This is a genomic window from Streptomyces sp. NPDC058864, from assembly GCF_042742985.1.
Taxonomy (GTDB): domain Bacteria; phylum Actinomycetota; class Actinomycetes; order Streptomycetales; family Streptomycetaceae; genus Actinacidiphila.
The window spans coordinates 144,799-168,479 of record NZ_JBHYMQ010000004.1; the positions used below are offsets into that span (position 1 = coordinate 144,799).

Consider the following 23,681-nt stretch of genomic DNA (forward strand, 5'->3'; position numbering starts at 1 on the left):
GCCCCTTGCCCCCTCACCCCCGGCGGGCGCTGAGCACCGCCGCGAGCCAGGTGGCGCCCGCGGCGGCGAGCGCCGCCGACAGGAGCGGTACCAGCGGGAACGGGACGGCGCCCGTGCGGGAACCGGTGACGAGCCCGGTGACCGCCGCGTTGGCGGGCGATCCGGCGGCCACGAGGACCAGGACCGCGGTGAGCGCGGTGACGGGCACCGCCCATCCGGGGCGGAGCAGCACCGGGGGGTTGGTGAGGGCGCCGACGGCGGTGCCGAGGAGCGCGGTCACCAGGGTGGCGAGGAGCCCGGCCACGGCCGCCGGGACGACCGGGACGGCCTTCAGGTGGTCCGTGGTGTGCGGGTCGGCGATGCCCGTCACCACGGCGGTCGCGGCGGCGCCCAGCACCACCGAGCACAGCAGCGCCGCCAGGACGCCCGCCGTGTGGGCCCGCCCCGGACCGGTGGCGGCCGCCACGCAGGCGCGGGCGGCCGGCGGCTCGGCCGTCACGCTGACCCTCACCAGCCAGGCCGCGGCCGGGAGCAGCGCGGCGGCGCTCCAGCCGAGGGAGTCCAGCAGCGGCTGCGGTCCCCCGGCGAGGCCGATCCCCATGACCGCCAGGTACAGCAGCAGCGGCGCCAGCCAGCGGAAGGACCGCAGCAGCAGCGCGGTCCGGTAGTGCAGCGCCGCGGTCATGAGGGCTCCGTGGGCGGCTGCGCGGGGCGGACCGCGCGGATGTGCCAGGGCGGGGCGGCGGCGAGCAGCCGCCGCAGGACGGCGTCGGACTCCGCGGCCGGGACGGTCACCCGCAGCGTGCCGGGCGCGGCGGGCCCGTACGCGAGGCCGGCCGGCGGCTCCCCGCCTCCGGTGGCCTCGATGACGACGCGCGGCCCCGCGTCGGCGTCCAGGGGCACCGGCACCAGCCGGGCGTCCTGCACGCGGTGGGCCGCCGTGGTGTCGGCGGCCAGCCGGCGCGGGTCGTGGTCGACGAAGACGACGGTGCCGCCGGCGGCGCTGCGGGCGCGCACCGCGTCGTCGAGGACGGTGCGCGCGTCCCGGTCGAGCCCGGTCCACGCCTCGTCGAGGACGAGGAGTTCCGGCTCGGCGACCAGTGCCTGCGCGACCGCCACCTTCTGGCAGGTGCCCTTGGACAGCTCGGCGAGCGGGGTCCTGGCGTACCCGGCGATACCGAAGCACTCCAGCCACTCGGCAGCCCGCCGGGCGGCCGTGCGGCCGCCGAGCCCGTGCACCCGCCCGAGGTGGACGAGGTAGCCGTGCGCGTCGAAGGGCAGCGCCGGCGGGAACCGCTCGGGCACGTACGCGGTGCGCGGGCGCCCGCTGACCCGGCCCGTGGTGGGGCGGTCGATGCCGGCGAGGATCCGCAGGACCGTGGACTTTCCGCTGCCGTTCGCCCCCTCGACGCGCAGCACCTGTCCCCCGGGCACGTCGAGGTCGACGCCGCGCAGCACCCAGGACCCGCGCGCCCCGTACCGGCGGCCGACCGCCTCCAGACGCACGTCAGTTGGACGGCTGGTGGGGCGTGGACTCGCTCGGCCGGACGATGACGAAGCCCTCGCCCTGCAGCATCAGCTGCACGGCCTCGCCGGAGCCGCCGCGCAGCATCGAGCCGAAGCTCTGCGAGCGGTGCAGGGAGGTCTGCAGCTGGGCGCTCCAGCCGACGACCGCGTCGGTGTCGACGTACACCGGGGCCTGCGGGGTGACCGGGATGACGATCGGGTTGCCCTCGCACATGACGCCGAGGCGGCCGTGCCCGGTGAAGACGCTGTTGAACAGGCCGCCGCCGGTCATGCCCGCGCCCTTCACGACCTTTATCTCGTAGGAGAGCGTCGGGTCGAAGACCAGGACGTTGCGGCCGTTGATGGTGAGGCTGTCGCCGGGGTCGAGGTCGACGACGAAGCAGTTGGCGGCCTCGTGCGCGAACCAGGCCTCGCCCTGGCCGCGGACCGACATCAGCGGCAGCCCCTCGCCGGTGAAGGCGCGCTTGAGGAACTTGCCGACGCCCTGGCCCTTCACCTCGAACTGCAGGTTGCCGCGGAAGGCGATCATCGAGCCCTGGCGCGCCAGGCACTCGCCGTTCACCGCGTACTTGATCGACTTGGCGTTCTGGAGGGTCATGCCGGGCTCGGTGGCCGGCTGCGCCGTGTTCTCGGTCGCGAAGAGGTCGCTGTGCACCCCGGCATCCTGGCCCGGAGGGATCGGCTCCGACAAGCTCTTTCGGGGCGGGTGGCAGACTGTCGAGGTGACAACCGATCCTCGCGACGCCGCACCCCAGTTCGTCCTCCCCCTGGTCGTCCGCATCGAGCGGGCCGCCCCGCCGGCGCGTACCGACGCGCTGGAGACGGCCGCCCGTGCCGTGCTCCTGCTGCGCTCCGACGAGCGCGCCACCACGGCGGACGGGGAGTGGGCCGAGGCGGTACGGGGCTGGGAGGACGCCCGCATCCGCAAGGTCGTGCGGCGGGCACGCGGCGCGGAGTGGCGGCGGGCCGGGACTCTGCCGGGCATCACGGTCACCGGCAAGTCCGCCGAGGTCCGCGTCTTCCCGCCGGTGCCGCTGGACGGCTGGCCCAAGGACCTGGCACGGCTGCAGGTGTCCGGGACGGAACTGGAGGACCCGGAACCGTCCGCCGCGCCTGAGCCCGGGACGCCGGTGCTCTGGCTCAACCCGGGGGTGCAGATGTCGGCCGGCAAGGCCATGGCGCAGGCCGGGCACGGCGCCCAGCTCGCCTGGCTCGCGCTGTCCCCCGCCGAGCGCGCGCACTGGCGCGACACCGGTTTCCCGCTGGCGGTGCGCACGGCGCCGCAGGCCGGCTGGGAGGCGCTCACCGGCTCCGGGCTGCCCGTGGTGCGGGACGCGGGGTTCACCGAGATCGCCCCGGGCTCGTGCACCGTCGTGGCGGACCATCCCGCGCTGCGCCGCTGAGGCCCCAAGCTCAAATCAAGCTCTGAAACCCGCCCCCATGGGGTTCACCGGCCCCGCGCCGGGCCAGAACCCCGGCAGGAGGAAGGGGGGCGCATGGAGCACTCGTATCTGGGCACGGGCATCGGCTGGCGGCCGGAGATCGCGGCGGCCGTCGAGGCGCTCGCGGAGGCCGGCCGCGTCAACTGGGTCGAGGCGGTCGCCGAGAACGTCTGCCCCGGGCATCTCCCCGACTCCCTGCTGCGGCTGCGCGAGCGCGGTGTCACGGTCGTCCCGCACGGTGTCTCGCTCGGCCTCGGGGGCGCCGAGCGGCCCGGCGCGGACCGGCTGGCCGCGCTCGCGCAGCGCGCGGAGGCACTGGGCGCGCCCCTGGTCACCGAGCACATCGCCTTCGTCCGCGGCGGCGGGGATCTCACGGGATCGGCGCGCCTGGAGGCGGGGCACCTGCTGCCCGTGCCGCGGACGCGGGACGCGCTGGACGTCCTGTGCGAGCACGTGCGCATCGCGCAGGACGCGCTGCCGGTGCCGCTCGCGCTGGAGAACATCGCAGCGCTGGTGGCCTGGCCGGACGAGGAGATGAGCGAGGGGGCCTTCCTCGCCGAACTCGTCGAGCGCACCGGGGTACGTCTGCTGATCGACGTCGCCAACCTGCACACGAACCACGTCAACCGCGGCGAGGACCCCCTCGCGGCGCTCGACGCGCTGCCGGTGCACGCCATCGCCTACGTCCACGTGGCGGGCGGTGTCGAGAAGGACGGCGTGTGGCACGACAGCCACGCGCACCCCGTCCCCGATGCCGTCCTGGACGTGCTGGCGGCGCTGTACGAACGGGCCTGCCCGCCCGGCGTGCTGCTGGAGCGGGACGAGGACTTCCCCGCGGACGACGAGCTGGCCGGTGAACTGGCCGCGATACGCCGCGTGGTGGACGCCGGTACGGGCGGGGGCCCGGACGCCCCGCCGGTCGTGCCGCCGGCCGCGCCCGCCGTGCCGTCCGGGTTCACCGCGGCGTCCGGGGCGGCCCGTCAGCGCCTGGCGCTGCGGCAGACCGCGTTGCTGTCCGCGCTCGTGGCCGGGACGCCGGTGCCGGAGGGCTTCGACCGGACCCGCATCGGCGTGCAGAGCCGCGCCCTCGCCGCGAAGCGCGCCGGCGTCGTCGCCAAGGTGGCACCGGAACTGCCCGGGATCCTGGGGCCCGCGTACCGGCCGGCGTTCCTGCGCTACGCCGCCGCGCGGCCGCTGACGGGCGGCTACCGACGCGACGCACTGGACTTCGCCGCGTACGTGCTCGACGGCCCGGGCGGTACGCACGACCCCGCGGTCACCCGGCAGTTGGCCTCGTGGTGGCGGGAACGGTCGGGCCCGGCACCGCTCCCGGCCCGGCGGTCACGGCTGCGCGGAAGGGTTTTCGCGGCGCCTCGACAGCCCTCACACGTATTCATACGTATGCGGGACACGCTCCGTTCAAAGCTGCCATAATCTTTTTCCAAGAGGCCTCCGACCTGCGGCAAGAATGGCGGCGGGGCCCGTCGGGCGCGAAAAGGCAACAACGTATCAAGGTCCGGGCCCCGATTCCTGGAATTCGCGAATACGTGACAGTTCCTCGCCTTGGACGGTTCAAACGCACTAACGTGCGGTCCCATGCGATCCACCCGTTACGCCACCGGACTCAGCCTCGTGGTCGGGGCTCTCGTGGTCACCCTCGCCGCACTGGCCTACCCCGTCATGTCCGGGCTGAACAGCCCGGCCGTGACCGCGGCCGGCGCCCAGACCGTGTCCACGCAGTACGGTCCGCTCACCCAGCTGGACCGCACGTTCGTCACCAAGGTCCGACTGGCCGGCCTGTGGGAGTTCCCCGCCGGGCAGATGGGCCTGCAGAAGGGGACGACACCCGCCGTCAAGCGCGCGGGGCAGCACCTGATCGACGGGCACACGAACCTCGACGCCACGTGCCGCACGATCGCACCCCAATTGGGCATCACCCTGCCCAATCAGCCCACACAGCAGCAAATGGGCTTTCTCGCCACCATGTCCGCGGCGAGTGGACAGGACTTCGACCAGAAATTCGCGAACATCCTGAGGCTCGCCCACGGACAGGTCTTCTCGGTCGTGGCCCAGGTACGCGCCACCACCCGCAATTCGCTGGTAAGGGAACTGGCCGACCAGGCGAACGCGACGGTGCTCGACCACATCACCGTTCTGGAGAAGACCGGGCTGGTCAACTTCGAGCAGGTCGCGGTCGACACGACCGCCAGCCCCACCAACCCCGCCGCGGCGGTGCCGGTCTCGCCGGGTCCCGGTGAGCCGACCTTCATCGTCACCCCGTCCCCGACGTACTCGCTTCCCCCAGCGGCCTCATCCCCCCAGCCGTCGCAGTAGAAAAGAGCGATCCCATGCCCACACGACAACACATGAACCACCGGCGCAGGTTGAGCACCAAGCAACTCGTGCTGATAGCCGTGCTGGCACTGCTCGGCTCCGGCGGCACCTTCGCCCTGGTCACCGGATCGGCCTCGGCCCACTGGCGGTCCAACTCCGGCCACTCGGGCGGCTGGCAGAGCCCGAGCCCGGGGAACAGCACCAAGGCGGACAACGGGGGCCAGAACGGCTCCGCGGCCCCCTCCGCGTCGGCCTCGGCGTCCGCGCCCGCCGGCGGCGGCACGCAGACCAACGGCCCCGCCCCCGAGGACTTCGCCGACATCCGCTCGGTCACGCCGAACGTCCAGCGGGCGGCGAACCAGCGAGGCGCCTCGCGCGGCACGTTCACGGCACGCTGCGGCCGCAACGAGAACAAGCACCACAACCCCGACAACTTCATCGTGGCCCCCGGCGTCGCCAACGGCGCGCACCACGTCCACGACTACGTCGGCAACCTGAGCACCGACGGCTTCTCAACCAACGAGTCCCTGGCCGCGGCCGGCACCACCTGCGCCCGCGGGGACAAGTCGACGTACTTCTGGCCGGTGCTGCGCACCCGCTCCGCCAACGACGCGCCGGACGCCGACGGCAACACCGGCACCATCCTGCAGGCGACGTCGGTGCAGCTGGTCTTCGGCGGCAGCCCCACCTCCAAGGTGACGGCGATGCCGTCCACGATGCGAATCATCATGGGTGACGCCAAGTCCTTCACCAACGGCGTCGCCAACGCCAAGGCATCGTGGAGCTGCACCGGCTTCGAGAACCGCCAGCTCACCGACAAGTACCCGCTGTGCCCGCAGGGCAGCCGCGTGGTCCGCACCCTGAACTTCCCCAGCTGCTGGGACGGGACCAACGCCGACAGCGCCAACCACCGCACGCACGTCGTCTTCCCCGACGGCGCGGGACGGTGCCAGGCCGGCTTCAAGGCCGTGCCCCAGCTGAAGATGCGGCTCACCTACAAGGTCCCGCAGGGCCCGAACTTCGCGCTCGACACCTTCCCCGAGCAGCTGCACAAGCCGGTCACGGACCACGCGGACTTCGCCAACTTCATGCCGACGCGCCTGATGAACCAGGTCGTCAGCTGCATCAACGGCAACCGCAACTGCGGCTGACGCGGCAGCCCGCGCGACCCCGCGGGGGGCTGCCACAACTCCCCCCTGTGGACGCTCTTCCCCCTCGGGGCCCGGGCCGCGGCGATCGCCTCCTGCACATGCCTGTGCAGGACGGCGGTCGCCGCGGCCGATCCGCCTGACGGGGCCGCCGCGCCGGCCGCCGACCACGCGCTCGGGCTGTACGAGATGGCCTTCCTCGCCGGCGGGCCACGCCGGGTGACCGAGCCGACGATGGTCACGATGGGGCGCGAACGCCGGCTGCCGCTCGCCAGGACGGGCTGGGCGACGGTCGAGGACCCCGACGGCCGGGACGCCCCGGAGCGCGCTCCCTGATCGCCGCCACCGGCCCCGAGGGTCAGGCTCCCGTCCCCGCGATGCGCACGGCGCACGCCGTCTCCACCGGCATCCGCGAGGCCCGCGCGGCCTCCGCCCTCATCCTGGTCGTGCTCGCCGCCGCGACGACGCCCAGCCCCGCCGGCCGGGATCTGCTGCGCGCCCTCGCCGTCCGGGGCCCCGCCGCCCTCCCCGACCCGGCGCTTCGCGCGGCCCTGAGCCGACGCCTCCCGCAGGACCCGGTCTCAGGCCAGACCCGCCACCAGATCCGCCACCGACTTGCGGCGACCGGTGTAGAACGGCACCTCTTCACGGACGTGCATACGCGCCTCGGAAGCCCGCAGATGCCGCATCAGGTCCACGATGCGGTGCAACTCGTCCGCCTCGAACGCGAGGATCCACTCGTAGTCGCCCAGCGAGAACGACGCCACCGTGTTCGCCCGCACGTCCGGGTAGCCCCGCGCCATCTTGCCGTGGTCGGCGAGCATGCGGCGGCGGTCCTCGTCGGGGAGGAGGTACCAGTCGTAGGAGCGGACGAAGGGGTAGACGGAGACGTAGTCACGGGCCGTCTCGTCGGCGAGGAAGGCGGGGATGTGGCTCTTGTTGAACTCCGCCGGGCGGTGCAGGGCCATGTTGGACCAGACGGGCTCCAGGTTCCGCCCCAGCAGGGTGCGGCGGAAGAGGTTGTACGCGTCCTGGAGGGCGTCGGAGGTCTCGGAGTGCCACCAGATCATGACGTCCGCGTCGGCGCGCAGCCCGGACAGGTCGTACGTGCCGCGGACCGTGACGTCCTTCTCGGCGAGCTGCGCGAAGAGCTCCTCCACCTCCTCCGCGTAGCGGGTGCGGTCGTCGGGGAGGACGTCGCGCAGCCGGAACACCGACCAGAGGGTGTAGCGGATGACCTCGTTGAGGTCCTTGGCCTTCTTGCCGGCGTTGGGGGCCTTGGCGGGGGCGGCGGAAGCAGTGGAGTCGGTCATGGGGCTATTGTCCCGCGCCGGGTTCCGCGGCCCGCCGCAGGGTGCCCAGGACCTGCGTGGCGGCGCCGCGCGCGCTCGCGACGCAGGCCGGGATGCCCACACCCTCGTAGAGGGCGCCGCACACCTCGAGGCCGGGCAGCTTCGCGACGTGCTCGCGCAGCCGCGCGACCCGGGCGAGGTGGCCGACCGGGTACTGCGGCAGACCCGCCTCCCAGCGGGTGACACGGGCCGCGACGGGGGCCGCGGTGAGCCCGACGGCCTCGCCGAGGTCCTCGCGGGAGAGACGGACGAGGTCGGTGTCGTCCCAGGCGAGGTCGGCCTCCTGGCCGTGCCGGCCGATCGAGGTCCGCAGCACGTGGACGTCGGAGTCGGCGGTGCCGCTCCAGTGCCACTTCTGGCTGGAGAACGTGGACGCCTTGATGGTGCGCCCGTCCACCGGGGGCACGAGGAAACCGCTGCCGGGCAGCGTGTGGGCGATCTCGCGGCGCCGGAAGGCCATCGTGACCAGGGCGACGCTCGCGTACTCGACCGCCGACAGCTCCGCGGCGGCGCCCGGTGACTCCGCGGCCAGCAGCTTGGACGCGGCCGGGGCGGGCACGGCGAGCACGACCGCGTCCGCGGCCAGCGTCTCGCGGGTGCCGTCGTGGTCGAAGGCGACCTCCCAGCCGTCCGGGGTGCGGCGCAGCGTCCGGACCGGGGCGTCGGTCTCGATGCGGGCCCCGGCGGCGCGGCAGGCCTCGGCGACGGCGACGGGGAGCCGTCCGACGCCTCCGCGGATACCGGCGAAGACAGGGCCGTCCTGCCGGGCGGCGGCGGCCTTGCGCTGGCTCTCGCGGACGGTCTCGATCAGGGAGCGGCCGGCGCGCGCGCCCTCGTACAGCTGCGGGATGGCGGCGCGCAGCGAGATCTCGTACGCGTTGCCCGCGTACACCCCGCCGAGCAGCGGGTCGACGAGCCGGTCGACGACCTCGTGGCCCAGCCGGGCGGCGACGAAGGCGCCCACCGCCACGTCCTCGCCGACCTTGGTGCGGGGCAGGACGTGGTCGAGCGGCAGCCGCGCGAGGCCGGCCGCCGACAGCACACCGGAGGCGGCGAGCGCGCCGAGGTCACCGGGGACACCCATCACGCCGCCCTTGGGCATGGGGCGCAGCCGGCCGCGGGTCCACAGACCCGCGTTCGTCGTGGCGGGCGCCTCCAGGTCGTCGCCGAGGCCGACCGCGCGGGCCAGGTCGACCGCCTCCGGGCGGCGCGCCAGCATCGACTCGGCGCCCAGGTCGACCGGGACGCCCGCGATCTCGTCCGCGTACAGCTTCCCGCCCAGGCGCCCGGACGACTCAAGCACGGTCACCCGTGCCGCCCCGCCCTCCAGCAGGAAATGCGCCGCGGCGAGTCCGGAGACCCCGCCGCCCACGACCACCACATGCCCGGCCAGGGGCTGCGTATTGCTCATGCCTCCACTGTCTCAGACGCCGGAACGAGCCCTAACCGTGACCTCTTCGGGATCACGGACCCGAAACCCGCCCTGTGCCCCTCACGTCGAATCGGCAACAGACGCAACGGACCCGGGGGGATGCCCTGTGAGCACGCCAACCAACGCCGCCCGCCGACCACTTGCCGCCGCCTTGGGCACTCTGGCACTGGCCGCCGCCCTCGCCCTCACCGGCTGCGGCGCCGACGGCGGCGACGAGAGCTCCGCCAGCACGGCGGACGGCAAGGCCGGGGCGGCCGCCCCCGACGTGGCCGAGCGGCCCGGCGCGGAGGAGGCCGCCGGCAGCAAGTCCGGCAGCGACCGCGACCGCGGCACCGGCACCGGCACCGGGGCGGGGAAGACCCCGACCCTGACGCAGTCGTACATCGTGCGCACGGCCGCACTGACGGTCGAGGCCAAGAACGTCCCCGGAGCCGTGGCCAAGGCACGCACGCTGGTGGAGGGCGCGGGCGGCTACGTGGGCAACGAGAGCACCAGCCTGGACGAGGACGGCCTCGAGTACTCCACCATCACGCTCCGCGTGCCGCCGGACGGCTACGACCGCGTGCTGCAGGACCTCTCCGAGCTGGGCAAGCTGCGCAACCGCAAGGTGGACGCCCAGGACGTCACCGGGCAGGTCGTGGACGTCGAGAGCCGGCTCAAGACGCAGCGGGCGAGCGTGGCGCGGGTGCGGGAGCTGATGGACCGGGCGACCAGACTCAGCGACATCGTCTCCCTGGAGAGCGAACTCAGCTCCCGCCAGGCCGACCTGGAGGCGCTCGAGGCCCAGCAGGCCTCGCTGAAGGCGCGGACCGGGATGGCGACGATCACGCTGGAGGTGCAGGAACCGGCCGTCGAGGAGGCGCCGGAGAAGAAGGAGGACGGCTTCTGGGCCACGGTCGGCGATGCCCTGGGCAGCGGCTGGCACGCCTTCTACCTGACCCTGCGGGCCCTCCTCGTCGCCCTCGCCGTGGTGGCCCCGTTCGCCGCGCTGGCCCTCCTGGGTTACCTGGGCTTCCGGCTGCTGCGCCGTGTGCTGCCCGCCCGGCGGACCGTCGCCGCGCCCCCGGAGCCGGTGTCCGTGCCCGCGCAGGTCGGGACCGGCGACGGCGAGGCGCAGCCGCGGGAGTAGCGCCGGACACGGTGACCCCGCGCCGGGCGGCGCGGGGTCACGGGTGTCAGCGGGCCGTCTCGGTGTGGACGAAGTCCACGAGGCGGGTCAGGGCGTCGGGGTCCGTGGTGGGCAGGACGCCGTGGCCCAGGTTGAAGATGTGGCCGGGGGCGGCGCCGGCCGAGTACAGCACCTCGCGGGTCTTCTTCTCGACCGCCTCGCGGGGGGCGAAGAGGACCGCGGGGTCCAGGTTGCCCTGGAGCGCCTTGCCGGGGCCGACCCTGCGGGCGGCCTCGTCCAGCGGGACCCGCCAGTCGACGCCGACCACGTCCGCGCCGGCCTCGCCCATCAGCCCGAGCAGTTCTCCGGTGCCGACGCCGAAGTGGATGCGGGGCACGCCGTAGTCCTCGACGGCCCGGAAGACCTTGACGGAGGCGGGCATGACGTAACGCCGGTAGTCCTCGGGGGCGAGCGCGCCGACCCAGGAGTCGAAGAGCTGCACCGCGCTGGCGCCGGCCTCGATCTGCACCTTCAGGAAGGCCGAGGTGATGTCCGCGAGGCGGTCCAGGAGCTCCGCCCACAGCTCGGGCTCGCCGTACATGAGGGCCTTGGTGCGCTCGTGGTTGCGCGACGGGCCACCCTCGACGAGGTAGCTCGCCAGGGTGAAGGGCGCGCCCGCGAAGCCGATCAGCGGCGTCGCGCCGAGTTCACCCGTGAGCATGCCGATCGCCTCGGTGACGTACTTGACGTCGTCCGGGTCGAGCGGTCGCAGGCGCTGCAGGTCCTCACGGCTGCGGATGGGCTGCTCGACGACGGGGCCGACGCCCGGCTTGATGTCGAGGTCGAGCCCGATGGCCTTGAGCGGCACCACGATGTCGCTGAAGTAGATCGCCGCGTCGACCTTGTGCCGTCGCACGGGCTGCAGCGTGATCTCGGTGACGAGGTCGGGCCGCATGCACGACTCGAGCATGGGGATCCCCTCGCGCACCTTGAGGTACTCGGGGAGGGAGCGCCCGGCCTGGCGCATGAACCACACGGGGGTGTGCGGCACGGGCCGGCGCCGGCACGCCAGGATGAAAGGGGAAGCAGCGGTCTGCTGGTGCGCACTCACCCCCGAATCTTCGCATGCGCCAAGTGGGCGACCCGCCCGACCGGGTGTCCTCCCTCACTGCGGGCCCCCTTCGGCCTACGCTTCCGGGCATGGCAGCGGCTCATGGGCACCTCTCGGACGGGAACGACGCCCCCCTCCCGTTCCAGCACGCGGTCGACGCACTGCTGCGCGCCCGGGTACGGCACGAGGTGGAGCTCGATCCCGTGCCCCCGCCCAAGCGCCTGGCACCGCACGCGTACGCCCTGGAGGCGTCTGTCGTCGTCGACGACGAGGAGCTCGGGGACGGCCGCCTGGTGCTGCTCTACGACCCCGACGGGCAGGAGGGCTGGCACGGCACCTTCCGGCTGGTCACCCTGGTCCGGGCGGAGCTGGAGCCGGAGATCGCGGCGGACCCGCTGCTGCCCGAGGTCAGCTGGTCGTGGCTGACCGGCGCCCTGGAGGGCCGCGGCGCGGCCTTCACCGAGGCGGGCGGCACGGTCTCGCGCAGTTCGTCGCACCACTTCGGCGCCCTGGCCGGGCGGGAGGACTCCACCCGCATCGAGATCCGCGCCTCGTGGACGCCGCTCGCCGTGAGCGGCGGCGTGCCCGACATGGCCACCCACCTCGCGGCGTGGTGCGACCTGGTGTGCACCTCCGCGGGGCTGCCGCCAGCGCCCTCCGAGCCCTGCCCGCCGGCGGGCGGCGGCCCCTCCGTGGTGCCGCTGCCCAAGCGGCGCGGTCCGCAGCAGACCCGCTGAGGGCCGCCGCGCCCGCGCTGACCACTCGCTTTACCGCCGTCAACCAGCCCTGACACCCGTTGACCGCGATCTTCACACCTTCGATCGACGCTGGTCGACAGCGCGTCCGAATTGCCGGAATTGTTACTAAACAAGTCGTGATCATTCTCTAAAGCCGGGCGAAGTTGCTGCCGAAGGAACCTGTGACCCTTCCAGCCAATGTCCCAGGAGGCCCGGTGTCGGTTCTTCTCGAGCACCCCACAAGCCTGGTCGCCTACCGCCCCAACAAGCCGACGGCGATGGTGGTGGTCGCCGATCCCCGCGTACGTTCCACCGTCACGCGCCACTTGTGGGCGCTCGGGGTGCGCGACGTGATCGAGGCGTCCTCCATCGCCGAGGCCAGGCCCCGGGTGGGCACCCCCCGAGACATCTGTGTCGCCGACGTACACCTCCCCGACGGTTCCGGGCTGACCCTGCTCGCCGAGACCCGGGCGGCGGGCTGGCCCAACGGCCTGGCCCTGTCCGCCGCCGACGACATCGGCGCCGTGCGCAACGCCCTGGCGGGCGGCGTGAAGGGCTACGTCGTCACCGGCACCCGCACCAACCTCGGCATCCCCGGCCGCCCCGGCGCCGTGCCCCTCGGCCCGGCCGGCCAGCGGCTGCAGCGCCGCCCACCGGGCGCCCCCGGCCACGGCGGCGGCTACCGCGAGCTGTCGGGCCGCGAGGTGGAGGTCCTCCGGCTGGTCGCGGAGGGCCAGTCGAACAAGGCCATCGGGGTCTCCATGGGGCTGTCCGCGCTGACCGTGAAGAGCCATCTGGCACGGATCGCCCGCAAGCTGGGCACAGGTGACCGGGCGGGAATGGTCGCGGTAGCGCTGCGTACCGGCATCATCCACTGATCGAAGTCATATCCCGGGTGCGCCCGCCGACGGAACGTTCCGTCGGCGGGCCCCTGCTGTACACAGATACTCTTGACTGGTGACCGACGCCCGAGAGACCGCAACAGAAGCACCCCCGGCGCCGGTCCCGCTGCTGGACCCGCGCGAGGGAATCCCGCCGGTGACCGCCAGCCCGGAGGCCTTCGCCGACGTCGTCGCGGCTTTCGCCACGGGCTCCGGACCTGTCGCCGTCGACGCCGAGCGCGCATCCGGCTACCGCTACGGTCAGCGGGCCTATCTGGTCCAGCTGCGCCGCACCGGGGCAGGGACCGCGCTGATCGACCCCGTCGCCTGTCCGGACCTGTCGGCGCTCAGCGCCGCGCTCGACGGCACGGAATGGGTGCTGCACGCCGCCACGCAGGACCTGCCGTGCCTCGACGAGGCCGGCATGCGTCCCGCCCGGCTGTTCGACACCGAGCTGGCCGGCCGCCTCGCCGGATTCGCCCGGGTCGGGCTCGGCGCGATGGTGGAGAACGTCCTCGGGTACGCCCTGGAGAAGGGCCACTCCGCCGTCGACTGGTCCACCCGGCCGCTGCCCGAGCCGTGGCTGCGGTACGCCGCGCTCGACGTCGAGCTCCTGGTGGACCTGCGCGACGCGCTGGAGGAGGAGCTGCGCGCCCAGGGCAAGCTGGAGTGGGCGCTGCAGGAGTTCGCGGCCATCGCCGCGGCCCCGCCGCCCCCGCCCCGCGTCGACCCCTGGCGCCGCACGTCCGGCATGCACAAGGTGCGCCGGCGCCGCCAGATGGCGGTCGTGCGCGAGCTGTGGAACCTCCGGGACCGGATCGCCCGCGAGCGGGACGTCTCCCCCGGCCGGGTCCTCACCGACGCCGCGATCGTCACCGCGTCGCTGGAGGCCACCCCCAACGCGCACGCGCTCGCCGCGCTCCCGGGGTTCGGGCACCGCATGGGCCGGCGCCAGCTGGAGCAGTGGCAGGCCGCGATCGACCACGCCCGCAGCATCCCCGAGCGGGACCTGCCGCAGCCCGGCCCCGCCTACACCGGCCCCCCGCCGCCGCGCGCCTGGGCCGACAAGGACCCCGCCGCCGCGGCCCGGCTCTCCGCGGCACGCGCGGCGGTCTCGGCGCTGGCCGAGCAGCTGAACCTCCCCCAGGAGAATCTGATCACCCCGGACACCGTCCGCCGGCTGTGCTGGGCGCCCCCGCGGGACCGCGGCGCCGAGTCCGTGGCGGTGTTCCTCCAGGACGCCGGGGCGCGCCCCTGGCAGGTCGAACTCACCACGCCCATCCTCACGGCCTCGTTGTCCGCGGCCCCCTGACCCTCTGTGCGGGCCGGTCGTCGTGTGCGGGTCGTTTGCGCCTGCGGCGGGCGGTTTCCCCGCCGCCCGCCCGTTGCCCCGGTCGGTCAGTGCGGGTCTGCGCTCTGTCCGGCTGTGGGTCGGTGGCGCGCCGGCGCACGTCCTCAGCGCTCGCGGATTTGCCGGATCATTCCGTCCCGGGTCCGCCGCTCGTCGCTTCCGGGCGCACCCCGCCACACCCCCTCCCGTCGTATGGGCGACTGACGCCGGTGGGGGGTGAGTAACGCACCTGCGGCAACCCCGGACCGCCTCCTCGCCCACCCTCCGGCCGTCATGCGCCCGCCTGCCCTCCCCCGTCCTTGGGCCGGGTCGGCCGGTGGGGGTGAGGAGGGCGCTAGCGGCAACCCCGGTTTGCCTTCATCACCCCCCACCGGGCGTTGGTCGCTCGCGATACGGAGGGGGTGGGGGAGGTGGGGGCACCCCCGGCCGAAGGCTGGGGGAGGGTGGGCGTTCTGGACGCTGACGTGTATTTGTTGTGCGGCAGAGCGGTACCGAACCCGGACCGCCCGCCATGCACACAAATATGCGGTACAGAATGCCCACCCCGGAGGCCCCACCCCCGGCCCACCCAACAGACCCGGCGACACCCGCACCAACCGAACCGGGGCATCGGGCGGGCGGCGGGGAAAAAACCGCAACCGCAACCACAAACAACACCCGCACACGACGACCCCGGGGAACGACCGAACGTGTGACGCCGCCCACCCGCACTGGGCACATCGGTTACCCACGAGTAGCATGGTCCGCGGAGCCGCCATTTCCTGCCCGCGGCAAGCGAATCCGCACCTTGAGGAGAGCCAACGTGCCTCGTACCGCTAGGGACGTCGTCTTCGTCGACGGCGTCCGCACCCCGTTCGGCAAGGCGGGCCCGAAGGGCATCTACCACGAGACCCGTGCCGACGACCTGGTCATCAAGTCCATCCGGGAACTGCTGCGGCGCAACCCCGCGCTCTCCCCGGAGCTCATCGACGAGGTCGCCATCGCCGCGACCACCCAGATCGGCGACCAGGGCCTGACCCTGGGCCGTACGGCCGCGATCCTGGCGGGGCTGCCCAAGTCGGTGCCCGGTTTCTCCATCGACCGGATGTGCGCGGGCGCGATGACCGCGGTCACCAGCGTCGCCGGCGGCATCGCCTTCGGCGCGTACGACGTGGCGCTCGCGGGCGGCGTGGAGCACATGGGGCGGCACCCGATGGGCGAGGGCGTGGACCCGAACCCGCGCTTCGTGTCGGAGAAGCTGGTCGACGAGTCCGCCCTGTTCATGGGTATGACGGCGGAGAACCTGCACGACCGCTTCCCGCACCTCACCAAGCAGCGCGCCGACGAGTACGCGGTGCGCAGCCAGGAGAAGGCGGCGAAGGCGTACGCGAACGGCAAGATCCAGCAGGACCTGGTGCCGATCTCGGTGCGTCGCACCTCCCCCGAGGGCGGCGAGACCGGCTGGGGCCTGGCCACGGCCGACGAGCCGATGCGCCCGGGCACCACGCTGGAGAACCTGGCGGGCCTCAAGACCCCGTTCCGCGCCCACGGCAATGTGACGGCGGGCAACTCGGCGGGGCTCAACGACGGCGCCACGGCCTCCCTGATCGCCGCCGAGGACGTCGCCCGGGAGCTGGAGCTCCCGGTGAAGATGCGTCTGGTCTCCTACGCCTTCGTGGGCGTCGAGCCCGAGGTGATGGGCATCGGCCCGGTCCCGGCGACGGAGAAGGCGCTCGCCAAGGCGGGCCTGTCCATCTCCGACATCGGCCTCTTCGAGGTCAACGAGGCGTTCGCCGTGCAGGTGCTGTCGCTCCTCGACCACTACGGCATCGCCGACGACGACGCGCGCGTCAACCAGTACGGCGGCGCCATCGCGTTCGGCCACCCGCTCGCCTCTTCCGGCGTCCGTCTGATGACGCAGCTGGCCCGCCAGTTCGAGGAGCAGCCGCACGTCCGCTACGGCCTGACCACCATGTGCGTCGGCTTCGGCATGGGCGGCACCGTGATCTGGGAGAACCCGCACTTCGACGGAGGCAGCAAGTGACCACCACCGCCGAGCTCCTCAAGGGAGCGGCCGAGCTGTTCCCGGACGAGGTCGTGACGCAGGCGCAGGTGCGCCACCTCGACCTCCCCCTGGGCGCCGGGCGCTTCGCGCTCATCACCCTGGACAACGGCCTGGACCACACCAAGCCGACCACCTTCGGCCCGCAGTCGCTGGCGAACCTGGACGCCGCCCTCGACCAGGTCGAGCAGGAGGCCGCGGACGGCACGGTCGTCGGCGTCGGCATCACCGGCAAGCCGTTCATCTTCGCGGTCGGCGCCGACCTCAAGGGCGTCGAACTCCTGACGCGCCGTGAGGACGCGCTGGCCATCGGCAAGGGCGGCCACGACGTCTTCCGCCGTCTGCAGTCCCTCGCGGTCCCGACCTTCGCGTACTACAACGGCGCGGCCATGGGCGGCGGCGTCGAGGTGGGCCTGCACTGCAGCTACCGCACCGTCTCCTCGGCCATCCCGGCGTTCTCCCTCCCCGAGGTCTTCCTGGGCCTGGTCCCGGGCTGGGGCGGCTGCGCGCTGCTGCCGAACCTCATCGGCGCCGAGCGCGCGGTGAGCGTCATCATCGAGAACTCGCTCAACCAGAACAAGCAGCTCAAGGGCGGTCAGGTCTACGACCTGGGCATCGCCGACGCGCTGTTCGACGGCGCGGACTTCCTGGAGCAGTCGCTCTCCTGGACCGCCGCCGTCCTCAAGGGCGAGATCGAGATCGTCCGCCCCGAGGTGGACCGCGGCGCGGCGTGGGACGAGGCCGTCGCCAAGGGCCGTGCCTTCGCCGACTCCAAGGTGCACGGCGCCGCCCCGGCCGCGTACCGGGCGCTGGACATCATCGCCGCCGCCAAGGACGGTGACCTGTCCGCCGGTTTCGACGCCGAGGACGAGGCCCTGGCGGACCTCATCATGGGCGGCGAGCTGCGCTCCGGCATCTACGCCTTCAACCTGGTGCAGAAGCGCGGCAAGCGCCCGGCCGGCGCCCCGGACAAGAACCTGGCCCGCCCGGTCACCAAGGTCGGCGTCGTCGGCGCCGGTCTGATGGCCTCGCAGCTCGCGCTGCTCTTCGCGCGCCGCCTGGAGGTGCCGGTGGTCCTCACCGACATCGACCAGGAGCGGGTGGACAAGGGCGTCGGCTACGTCCACGGCGAGATCGACAAGCTGCTGCTCAAGGGCCGCGTCAACCAGGACAAGGCGAACCGTCTCAAGGCCCTGGTCTCCGGATCGCTCGACAAGGCCGCCGCTTTCGGCGACGCGGACTTCGTCATCGAGGCGGTCTTCGAGGAGATCGGCGTCAAGCAGCAGGTCTTCGCCGAGGTCGAGGCGGTGGTGAAGCCGGAGACGATCCTGGCCACCAACACCTCCTCCCTCTCCGTCAGCGAGATGGCCTCGAAGCTGGAGCACCCGGAGCGGGTCGTCGGCTTCCACTTCTTCAACCCGGTGGCGGTGCTGCCGCTGCTGGAGATCGTGCGCGGCGAGCAGACCGACGACGCGTCGCTGGCCACCGCGTTCGCCGTGGCGAAGAAGCTGAAGAAGACCGCGGTGCTGACCAAGGACGCCCCGGCGTTCGTCGTCAACCGCATCCTCACCCGCTTCATGGGCGAGATCCAGAACGTCATCGACGAGGGCACCCCGGTCGCGACGGCGGAGAGGGCCATCGAGCCGCTCGGTCTGCCGATGTCCCCGCTGGTGCTCCTGGAGCTGGTCGGCCCGGCGATCGGTCTGCACGTCTCCGAGACGCTCAACCGCGCCTTCCCGGAACGCTTCACGGTCTCCTCGAACCTGGCGGCGGTCGTCAAGGCGGGCAAGCGCGGCTTCTACGTCTACTCCGCCGAGAACGGCTTCAAGCCGGAACTGGACCCCGAGGTCGCCGCGCTCCTCGTCCAGGGGGACAGCGTCCTGACGGAGCAGCAGGTGCGCGACCGCGTCCTGGACGCGGTCGCGCAGGAGATCGGAATCATGCTGGAGGAGGGTGTCGTCGCCGAGGCGCAGGACATCGACCTCTGCCTGATCACGGGTGCCGGCTGGCCCTTCCACCTGGGCGGCATCACGCCGTACCTGGACCGTGAGGGCGTCTCGGAGCGGGTGAACGGCAAGCCGTTCCTGGCCCCGGGCGTGGCGAGCGTACCCGCGTGACGCCGGCTGCCGCAGCGCTGTGAAGGGCGGGCCGTACGGGAGTGATCCCGTACGGCCCGTCCTGTCGTTCACGGTCCGTCATCCCGCGAAGCGGGCGATTCCGTCGCGCAGTTCACGGTCCTGCGGCGCTGGGAACACCGGCGCCGCCGGCTCCTGCGTGACGGAGAAGGTCACCTGTGTCCGTGCGGACTCGTAGCCGCGGGCGTCCACGGCGAAGACCTTCACCAGGTGCGTGCCCTCGCTCCACGGCCGCTCGGGTTCCCACGACCACGTGCCGTCGGTGCCGACCGCACCCGATCCCAGGTACCGGCCGTTCTCCCACAGGCTGACACGGACGGCGCCGGGCGCGGTCCCCGAGATCCGCACGGCGCCTGCGGGCACCTGCCGGCCGGCGACCGGAGTCATGACGACCGGCGCGGCGAGCGCGTGCTCCTGCCGAACCGATGTGGCCTTGAGAAAGGCGTCGATCGCGGACCTGTCGCGGCGGGGTTCCTCGAATCCGTTCTGCACGAAGCCGATGCGCGGGGCGATCCCGTCGACGAGGAGGTGGGCGATTCCCATGAGCGGAGGGACGTTCCGCCTGGTCACTTCCGTGTGATCGGCGATGAACGGGGAGTCGCTGTAGATGAAGTTGAAGTTCTCGTAGCCCTGGAACAGGCCGAGGAAGGGGGCGACCTGCTCCTCGTACTGCGCGTCCTGCGGGGAGGAGAGCAGGTAGAGGTTGGCACCGCGGTTGGCGCCGGCGCGAACGAGGTTGGGAAGGGCGGAGTCGACGATCCGCACGTTCCGCTCCGACACCTCGCCCATCATGAACCGGGCGACCTTCGGGTGGTACCGCTCCACGTAGGAGCCGACCAGGAACTGCGGCACCAAGGACACGACGTTCCGGAATCCGTATTTCAGACCGAAGTAGAGGGCCGCGCTCCCGCCCTTCGAGCCGCCCCACAGGGTGCACTGGTCCGGTGTCAGGTCAAGTGCCCCCATCACCTTCCACACCAGGGTGGCCACGGATTCCTCCAGCCCGAAATCCATGTCCTTGCAGAGGTAGTAGCTGTTCATCCCGTCGAACCGGTCGCGGATCCACAGGATGTTCGCCCGGAGTCCGTCGAAGACCCCGTTGGACCACCCGTAGTCGAGGGGCGCCGAGAAGTTCGCGAACACCACCACCAGGTGGCGGTTTCCGTTCTTCGCGTGGGCGAACCGGTACTCGACGGGGAACGCCCCGGAGGCTTCGATGCCTCTGAGTACGGGACGCCCTCCCGGTGCTTCCTTCGGCATGCGGGGGATCGTTCTCCCTGGATCGACGACGCGGCACGGGGTGTCCCGCGGACGGATGATGGGTACGGAACCGGGCCCGGGCCCCTCGGCGGGGCGGGCCGGGCGCCCGGCGCGGTCACATCGTGACCTCGTAGCCGCCTTCCGCGGCTCGTTCGGACGTCTTGTTGCCGATGGCCTTCGTCCTGATGCGACGTGCCAGGCCCTGTGCCGACGCAGAGGCCGGGGCCTTCGGGGAGTCGCCGCCCGCCGCGAGGATGCGGTCGGTGAGCCGCGCCGAGGCGAATCCGTCGTCCAGGTCGCAGAACTCCTCCTGGAACCAGCGGTACCGCGCGGCGTACGCCTCCTGGACCAGGTCGATGCCGTGGATCGCGTCGACCAGTTCCTCGGAGGTGTACACGAGCGGTCCCGGAGCGCACGCCTCGAAGTCGAAGTAGAAGCCGCGCAGCGTGTCCCGGTAGTGCTCGAGGTCGTAGGTGAAGAAGAGGATCGGCCGGCCGGTGTTCACGTAGTCGAACATCAGCGACGAATAGTCGGTGACCATGACGTCGGTGATCAGCGAGAGGTCCGCCATGTCCGGGTAGTCGGACACGTCGAACACGAAGCCGTTGCCCGCGCCCGGCACCGGATCCACGACGTTCGGGTGGCGGCGGACCAGGAGGACGTAGTCGTTGCCGAGCCTGGCACGGGCGTCGTCCAGGTCGATGCGGAAGTCGAACTTGTACTTTCCGGGCGCGTAGAACTGGTCGTCGCGCCAGGTGGGCGCGTACAGGATGACGCGCTTGCCGCTGGGCAGCCCGATCCGCCGCCGTACGCCGGCCGCCCGCTCCTCGGAGTCGCGACGGCGCAGGATGTCGTTGCGCGGGTAGCCGGACTCGACCATCTCGCCCGGGAACCGGAAGGCGCGCTGGAGGATGGGCGTGCTGAAGCTGTTGGGCGACACGAGCATGTCCCAGTTCCGCACCTCCTTCTCGACCCGCTCCAGGTAGCGGCGGTCCGCGAAGTGAACGGCCTCGATGTCGTGCCCGATGCGCTTGAGCGGGGTGCCGTGCCAGGTCTGCACCACCACTTGGCCCTCGCGCTTCACGAACCAGTCGGGAAGGTGGTTGTTGGCGACGACGTACCGGGACGTGGCCAGCGCCTCGTACCATTCGGGCGACCACATCCGGACCGGTCGGGCCGTGGGCGGTACGGCGACCTGGTCGTCGCGGACCACCCACAGGTGCTCCAGCGCGACGCCGCGCCGCACCATCTCCTCGTGGACGGCGCGGGGACTGTCCGAGTACTGGGTCCCCTTGAAGGCGTCGAACAGCACGGCCGGACGGACGGGTCTGCGCCGGGCGGCGGGGTAGGTCCTGGTGCGCAGCAACTTCTGCCGGTACGGGCCGCGGGCGGCGTCCGGCATCGCCGAGTGCACCAGCAGCGACAGCCGGTCGTAGGCCTCGCCCTGGAGTTCGTACTTCCGGTCGTCCTCGGTGATCGAGCGGGGGAGCTCGCCGATGAGCTCCTGCTCGATCTTCACCATGAGGTCCTCGGAGCGCTCCTCCGCCGTGACGACGGAGGGGTCCTGCCGTCTGAGGAAGAAGTCCCAGCGTCCGGCGGCGAGCGGGATGTCGCCCGCCAGGCTGCGCATGGCGGCCGGGGTGAGGACGGAGCGGAACGCGTGACCGCTCCACACGATCGGGACCACCCGCTCGGCACCGTGGGCACGGGAGCGGACGACCAGGTGGGCGGAGGCGAACTCGATCGAGGAGAGGCGGTTCACCGCGGGGTACCGGCCGACGAGTTCCAGCGATCCGTCCTCCCGCCAGTCGGCGTGCGTCACCGTCGGGAGCATCGCCCGCTCGAAGAGCACCAGGTAGCCGGATCCGTTGCGGTGGACGAAGATCTCGCGGTCGCCCGCGGGTGTCTGGAGCCGCGCCGGCATCGGGTGGCGACCGTCCTCGACGCCCTCCGCCATGACGGGGTAGAGGGTCGTCTTCCGGCCCTCCACGCGGAGGGTGGTCTTCCAGCCGTTGCTGCCCATGCTCCAGCTCTGCGGGATGCCGCTGCCGTCCTGCGAGCGGGAGCGGGGCACGAGGTACTCCAGCGGGACACGGGTGACGAAGGTGCACCATCCGTCGCCTCCCGGGGTGAAGACCACCCGCGACTCGTGGTGTCCCGAGCCGCCCATGCTGGTCACCCCGAACAGGCCCCACTCGGGGACCCGGGGCCCCAGGTACACGCCGCCGATGACCAGGTGGTTGCCGTCGACGCGGTGCCGGGTGATCCGGCAGCGGACGATCTCCACCCGGAGCTTCAGTGTCCCCTGCAGGAAGACGGGGACCACCCGGATGTTGTTGTCGACGTAACGGTACGGCGGGTTGGCCGCGGTCCCGGCACCGCCACGTGCCAGACCCCGGTAGCGGAACAGACCGCGGCTGAGGACCCCGGCGGCGACGTCCCAGGTGCCCTCGACCCACTCCCCCTTCTTCTTCAGCCGGGTCACGTCGATCCGGACCTGGAAGCCCGCCCAGTCGTAGCAGTAGCGGTTCTGGTTGGAGTGTTCGGTGGCCTGCGGATCGAACGTGGTCCTCGCGGGCGTGACCAGCAGACGGCCCTGCTTCTTGTTCCGCAGCGCGATGGCCTTGACCGACATATGCCGCTTGTGCACATTGATAAAGCGGATGTAGGCAGAGCCGTCGATGACCACGGAGTCCCCGTCCCAGCGCACCTCGCGCAAGGAGCCGTGCAGCGACAGTTCCTTGCCGAGGCGGTAGGCGCTCTTGTCGAGGCCCACCGTCCGGTCGCCGAGGTACGGGTAGTTCAGGTAGCGGTGAACGCGGCGGCGCACGGGGATCGGGCCGCCCTTGCGCTCGAACTCGATCACGTCGAGGAGTTCGTCGAGCTTCCCCTCGCGCACCAGCAGCCATTTGACGCGCGCGTCGGCCGGCAGTTCCTGGACGATGCCCGGGTCGGACTCGTCGAGGAACTCGTTGGCCCAGCGCATGAAGGCGTGCCGGTACTCCGGGTCGGCATCGGGCAGCACCTTGAGGTGCAGCATCAGGTCGGACTTCAGACAGGCGAGGTCGTACTTGCGCTTCTGGACGTCGAACTCGGGCGACCGGTGCGCGGCGAGGAACCGGCTCACCGATTGAACGGCGGACACCCGGTCCCGGAGGTTGCCGATCTCCGTGTGGCGCTGCGTGATCGACGGAGCCGCCCCGCCTTCCCGCCGACGCCAGAAGTAGACGAAATCCGTGATGACATCGACCTTGTTCGCCCGGAAATGGGCGAACATGTTGACCCACGAGTCCTCGTACAGGACGCCTTCGGGAAACGCGATGCCGTGGTGGTCCCAGAACGAGCGCCGGAACACCTTGTTCCACACCGTGCGGTCATAGATGAGGGCATCGAACTTCGTGATGTGAGTACCGCGGCGCGCACGCTCCATCGGCCCCCGGTGCAGCGGGGACTGCCACTTCGTGCTGGAGTTCATCATCTGCACGTTGCCCGAGACGAAGTCCGAACCGGACTTTTCGAGCGTGCGCAACAGCACTTCGTAGGCGTGCTCCGGAATGACGTCGTCCCCGTCGACGAAGGCGAGGAACTCGCCGTCCGGGTGCGCGGCGCGGATCCCGACGTTCCTGGCGTGACCGGGGCCGTGCGGCTCCTGACGGATCAACGTGAAGCGGGGGTCGCGAGCGCAGAAGTTCCGGGCGATCTCCGTGGAGGCGTCGGCCGACCCGTCGTCGACGAGGATCACCTCGAGATCCTCGAACGTCTGACGGGCGATCGACTCCAGGCATTCCTCGAGATAGATCTCGACGTCCTGAAAGGGCACGA

The 23,681-nt window shown here is 72.2% G+C and carries 19 protein-coding genes; 11 read left to right on the plus strand and 8 right to left on the minus strand.

All coding sequences use genetic code 11. The features are described from left to right. Nucleotides 1-13: 13 nt before the first annotated feature. From ACFW3D_RS05130 to ACFW3D_RS05140, 3 genes are read right to left on the minus strand one after another with little or no spacing between them, the layout of a single operon-like run. Nucleotides 14-685 (minus strand): ABC transporter, encoded by a 672-nt coding sequence (locus ACFW3D_RS05130; protein ID WP_500501421.1) that lies wholly within the window; start codon nt 683-685, stop codon nt 14-16. After that, on the minus strand, nt 682-1,506 hold the full coding sequence (locus ACFW3D_RS05135; protein WP_500501423.1) for an ABC transporter ATP-binding protein: 825 nt from the start codon (nt 1,504-1,506) through the stop codon (nt 682-684). Before ACFW3D_RS05135 ends, ACFW3D_RS05130 begins: the two co-directional genes overlap by 4 nt. Nucleotide 1,507: 1 nt before the next feature. Further along, nucleotides 1,508-2,182: an AIM24 family protein gene (locus ACFW3D_RS05140; protein WP_500501425.1), complete on the minus strand. Its 675-nt coding sequence runs from the start codon at nt 2,180-2,182 to the stop codon at nt 1,508-1,510. On the opposite strand from ACFW3D_RS05140, the gene ACFW3D_RS05145 reads away from it, so the two are divergent. From ACFW3D_RS05145 to ACFW3D_RS05165, 5 genes are all read left to right on the plus strand, one after another. Beyond that, nucleotides 2,124-2,930 carry an aminoacyl-tRNA hydrolase gene (locus tag ACFW3D_RS05145; RefSeq protein WP_500501427.1) on the plus strand — a complete coding sequence of 269 codons (807 nt, stop codon included), beginning with the start codon at nt 2,124-2,126 and terminating at the stop codon, nt 2,928-2,930. The two genes, ACFW3D_RS05140 and ACFW3D_RS05145, sit on opposite strands and share 59 nt — an antisense overlap. A gap of 93 nt (nt 2,931-3,023) precedes the next feature. Next, entirely contained in the window at nt 3,024-4,403 is a 1,380-nt protein-coding gene (locus ACFW3D_RS05150) for an MbnB/TglH/ChrH family RiPP precursor modification enzyme (RefSeq protein ID WP_500501429.1), read from the plus strand. A 162-nt stretch (nt 4,404-4,565) separates the two neighbouring features. Further along, nucleotides 4,566-5,303 carry a DUF4142 domain-containing protein gene (locus ACFW3D_RS05155; RefSeq protein WP_500501431.1) on the plus strand — a complete coding sequence of 246 codons (738 nt, stop codon included), beginning with the start codon at nt 4,566-4,568 and terminating at the stop codon, nt 5,301-5,303. Between the two features lie 14 nt (nt 5,304-5,317). Further along, the gene (locus ACFW3D_RS05160) at nt 5,318-6,454 is read left to right on the plus strand and encodes a DUF1996 domain-containing protein (protein WP_500501433.1); all 1,137 of its coding nucleotides are present in this window, start codon (nt 5,318-5,320) and stop codon (nt 6,452-6,454) included. Nucleotides 6,455-6,556: 102 nt separating this feature from the next. Next, nucleotides 6,557-6,787, plus strand: a complete 231-nt coding sequence (locus tag ACFW3D_RS05165; RefSeq protein ID WP_500501683.1) for a hypothetical protein — start codon at nt 6,557-6,559, stop codon at nt 6,785-6,787. Between the two features lie 245 nt (nt 6,788-7,032). Here the strand turns inward: ACFW3D_RS05165 and hemQ are convergent, their stop codons facing one another. Beyond that, on the minus strand, nt 7,033-7,764 hold the full coding sequence (gene hemQ / locus ACFW3D_RS05170) for a hydrogen peroxide-dependent heme synthase (RefSeq protein WP_500501435.1): 732 nt from the start codon (nt 7,762-7,764) through the stop codon (nt 7,033-7,035). Between the two features lie 4 nt (nt 7,765-7,768). After that, entirely contained in the window at nt 7,769-9,214 is a 1,446-nt protein-coding gene (gene hemG / locus ACFW3D_RS05175) for a protoporphyrinogen oxidase (protein ID WP_500501437.1), read from the minus strand. Between the two features lie 127 nt (nt 9,215-9,341). Between hemG and ACFW3D_RS05180 the strand changes: the two genes are divergently transcribed. Further along, nucleotides 9,342-10,364: a DUF4349 domain-containing protein gene (locus tag ACFW3D_RS05180; RefSeq protein ID WP_500501439.1), complete on the plus strand. Its 1,023-nt coding sequence runs from the start codon at nt 9,342-9,344 to the stop codon at nt 10,362-10,364. A gap of 46 nt (nt 10,365-10,410) precedes the next feature. Here ACFW3D_RS05180 and hemE read toward each other — a convergent pair whose 3' ends face one another. Then, on the minus strand, nt 10,411-11,454 hold the full coding sequence (hemE, locus tag ACFW3D_RS05185; RefSeq protein WP_500501441.1) for a uroporphyrinogen decarboxylase: 1,044 nt from the start codon (nt 11,452-11,454) through the stop codon (nt 10,411-10,413). Between the two features lie 89 nt (nt 11,455-11,543). Between hemE and ACFW3D_RS05190 the strand changes: the two genes are divergently transcribed. The 5 genes from ACFW3D_RS05190 to ACFW3D_RS05210 all read left to right on the plus strand — a co-directional run bounded on the left by ACFW3D_RS05190 (nt 11,544) and on the right by ACFW3D_RS05210 (nt 18,581). Then, entirely contained in the window at nt 11,544-12,191 is a 648-nt protein-coding gene (locus ACFW3D_RS05190; RefSeq protein ID WP_500501443.1) for a DUF3000 domain-containing protein, read from the plus strand. A gap of 215 nt (nt 12,192-12,406) precedes the next feature. Beyond that, nucleotides 12,407-13,069, plus strand: a complete 663-nt coding sequence (locus ACFW3D_RS05195) for a response regulator transcription factor (protein WP_018563211.1) — start codon at nt 12,407-12,409, stop codon at nt 13,067-13,069. Nucleotides 13,070-13,148: 79 nt separating this feature from the next. Beyond that, nucleotides 13,149-14,384: an HRDC domain-containing protein gene (locus ACFW3D_RS05200; protein WP_500501445.1), complete on the plus strand. Its 1,236-nt coding sequence runs from the start codon at nt 13,149-13,151 to the stop codon at nt 14,382-14,384. Nucleotides 14,385-15,225: 841 nt separating this feature from the next. Continuing rightward, nucleotides 15,226-16,446, plus strand: coding sequence for a thiolase family protein (locus ACFW3D_RS05205; RefSeq protein ID WP_500501447.1), 1,221 nt, complete (start codon nt 15,226-15,228; stop codon nt 16,444-16,446). Next, nucleotides 16,443-18,581, plus strand: a complete 2,139-nt coding sequence (locus ACFW3D_RS05210) for a 3-hydroxyacyl-CoA dehydrogenase NAD-binding domain-containing protein (protein WP_500501450.1) — start codon at nt 16,443-16,445, stop codon at nt 18,579-18,581. The genes ACFW3D_RS05205 and ACFW3D_RS05210 overlap by 4 nt, the downstream gene beginning before the upstream one ends. A gap of 78 nt (nt 18,582-18,659) precedes the next feature. Here the strand turns inward: ACFW3D_RS05210 and ACFW3D_RS05215 are convergent, their stop codons facing one another. After that, nucleotides 18,660-19,859: a hypothetical protein gene (locus ACFW3D_RS05215; protein ID WP_500501452.1), complete on the minus strand. Its 1,200-nt coding sequence runs from the start codon at nt 19,857-19,859 to the stop codon at nt 18,660-18,662. Nucleotides 19,860-19,974: 115 nt separating this feature from the next. Beyond that, nucleotides 19,975-23,679: a bifunctional glycosyltransferase/CDP-glycerol:glycerophosphate glycerophosphotransferase gene (locus ACFW3D_RS05220; protein ID WP_500501454.1), complete on the minus strand. Its 3,705-nt coding sequence runs from the start codon at nt 23,677-23,679 to the stop codon at nt 19,975-19,977. Between the last annotated feature and the right edge of the window lie 2 nt (nt 23,680-23,681).